Raw genomic sequence first — 2,488 nt, 5'->3', positions numbered from 1 at the left:
GTACTATACGCTGCTCCATTTATACCGAATTGGTTTACTAGCGCTATATTTAATACAATTTTTACAAAACTTACACCGATGACAATCCATGCTGCTTGCATCGAACGATTAATCCCTTGCAAGATTCCTATTGATAATACCATAAGTGATGTGAAATACGAGCTACCAATTAAAATAGCTAACATGCCACTTCCTTTTGTATCTGTAAATAATGCAACATTAAGCGGTACTGCAAGCGCCATAAGCCATATCGTTATCGGCATTGTTAAAACGTGCGCAAATTCATTTGTACGTTTTACTGTCAGTTTAGCTAAAGCAATATCTTTTTTTGTTAAAGCAGCTGTTAATAATGGAATTAACGGAAATACTATCGCACTTGCAAATACAACAATTAATTGCGTAAATGCAAAACCACGGCTATATATACCAAATTGTTCCTGAATAGTTGTAGAAGATTCATGTAGCACATGTGGAATTGTTACAGAATCAACTAAATTTAAAACAGGCATCGATAACGCTCCGATTGCAATTGGAATTGAAACACGAAGTATGTTTTTCGCGTTTGTCTTAAAATCTTGTAATGAATATGTTTCGCTCTTATAGCGATACGTGCTTTTCACATATTTCATTCGCAAATATATGAGTGACGTAATAACACCAAAACAAGAACCGATCATCGCTCCGCCAGTTATGATATCACTACCTTTATTCCAATATACAAATATATAGGCTATTATTAGCATAAAGAATACGCGTATCAACTGTTCAATTACTTGTGATACACCAGTAGGTATCATATCTCCGAACCCTTGGAAATATCCACGGTACACTGCCATATACGGTGCRATTAATAAAGCAAACGAAGTAACAATTAATGCTAGCCTCGTCTCTTGCCCACCAAGCATATTTGCAATGCYACTCGATCCAATGATAATAATTAAAAATCCGAGCACCCCAAATATAACACCGATAATAGATGCGGACGTAAACAATTTAGCTATTCCGTCACGATCATTCTTTTCATGAAGATCAGCTATTAACTGGGATATTGCTAGCGGGACTCCCGCTACTGATAAAGTTAAGGCTATCATATATACAGGAAAAACAAGGCGAAAAATCCCAAGTACTTCATCCCCTGCTATATTTTGCAATGGAATTTGAAAAAAACTCCCCACTACTTTCGATATAAACGTTGTAACGGTTAAAATCGCAGCGCCTTTTACAAACTTTTTATTCATCTTCTATCTCTTTTCTTTCAATATATAATCTACATAAAATATTAAATCCATATTATTCATTCAACTTGAGAATCATCACTTTATCTCATTTAGTTATCATACCAAATTTCTTATATATTGAATACTCTCTTTCTTTTTATGTTTTAAATATAATATGTGCCATATATATGTTTTTTTATCCAGTATTTTCTTCAATTTACTACTTCTACTTGTTCAAGATAAACATGTGCTATAATGTAGCTATTGTCAGTAAGAGGAGTGTTTACAACATGCTGAATTCGGTAAAGAAATTGTTAGGAGATTCTCAAAAAAGAAAGCTAAAAAAATATGAACAACTCGTTCAAGATATTAATGATTTGGAAAAACAAATGGCTGATTTACCTGACGAAGAATTACGTCACAAAACTGTCACATTCAAAAGTATGCTTACGGATGGTAAAACAGTTGATGACATAAAAGTAGAAGCATTCGCTGTTGTACGCGAAGCCGCAAAACGTGTGCTTGGATTACGCCATTACGATGTGCAGTTAATCGGAGGACTTGTATTACTAGAAGGTAATATTGCAGAGATGCCAACTGGTGAAGGAAAAACATTAGTTTCCTCTCTCCCAACATATGTACGTGCCCTTGAAGGAAAAGGCGTTCATGTTATTACTGTAAACGATTACTTAGCGAAGCGTGATAAAGAGTTAATTGGCCAAGTTCATGAATTTCTAGGCTTACAAGTTGGATTAAATATTCCTCAAATCGATCCTTCTGAAAAGAAACTTGCGTACAAAGCTGATATTACATACGGTATTGGAACAGAGTTTGGCTTTGACTATCTTCGCGATAATATGGCTGCTTCACAAAATGATCAAGTTCAGCGCCCCTATCACTTTGCTATTATCGATGAGATTGATAGCGTTTTAATTGATGAGGCGAAAACGCCACTTATTATCGCTGGGAAGAAATCAGGTAGCTCTGATTTGCATTATTTATGTGCAAAAGTTATTAAATCATTCCAAGATACCCTTCACTATACATACGATGCAGAATCGAAATCAGCTAGTTTTACAGAAGACGGTATTACAAAAATAGAAGATTTATTTGACATCGATAACTTATATGATTTAGAGCATCAAACTCTATACCATTATATGATTCAATCATTACGTGCCAATGTCGCTTTCCAGCTTGACGTTGACTATATTGTGCATGATGAAAAAATACTACTTGTAGATATTTTCACAGGACGTGTTATGGATGGT

Annotated in this window: 2 protein-coding genes; one reads left to right on the top strand and one right to left on the bottom strand. The window is 34.8% G+C overall.

Features of this window, described 5'->3' with window-relative positions; genetic code table 11:
- On the bottom strand, positions 1–1,238 hold a 1,238-nt coding region (locus tag AC1DJR_RS26265), incomplete at its 3' end, for a putative polysaccharide biosynthesis protein (RefSeq protein WP_477003886.1).
- A 269-nt stretch (positions 1,239–1,507) separates the two neighbouring features.
- Between AC1DJR_RS26265 and AC1DJR_RS26260 the strand changes: the two genes are divergently transcribed.
- Positions 1,508–2,488, top strand: a 981-nt coding sequence (locus AC1DJR_RS26260; protein ID WP_477003885.1) for a preprotein translocase subunit SecA, incomplete at its 3' end; no start/stop codon positions are given.

It is taken from the genome of Bacillus sp. 05T31 (assembly GCF_056396725.1).
Note: the sequence above shows the minus strand (reverse complement) of the source record. Positions and strands in the feature narration are given on the sequence as shown.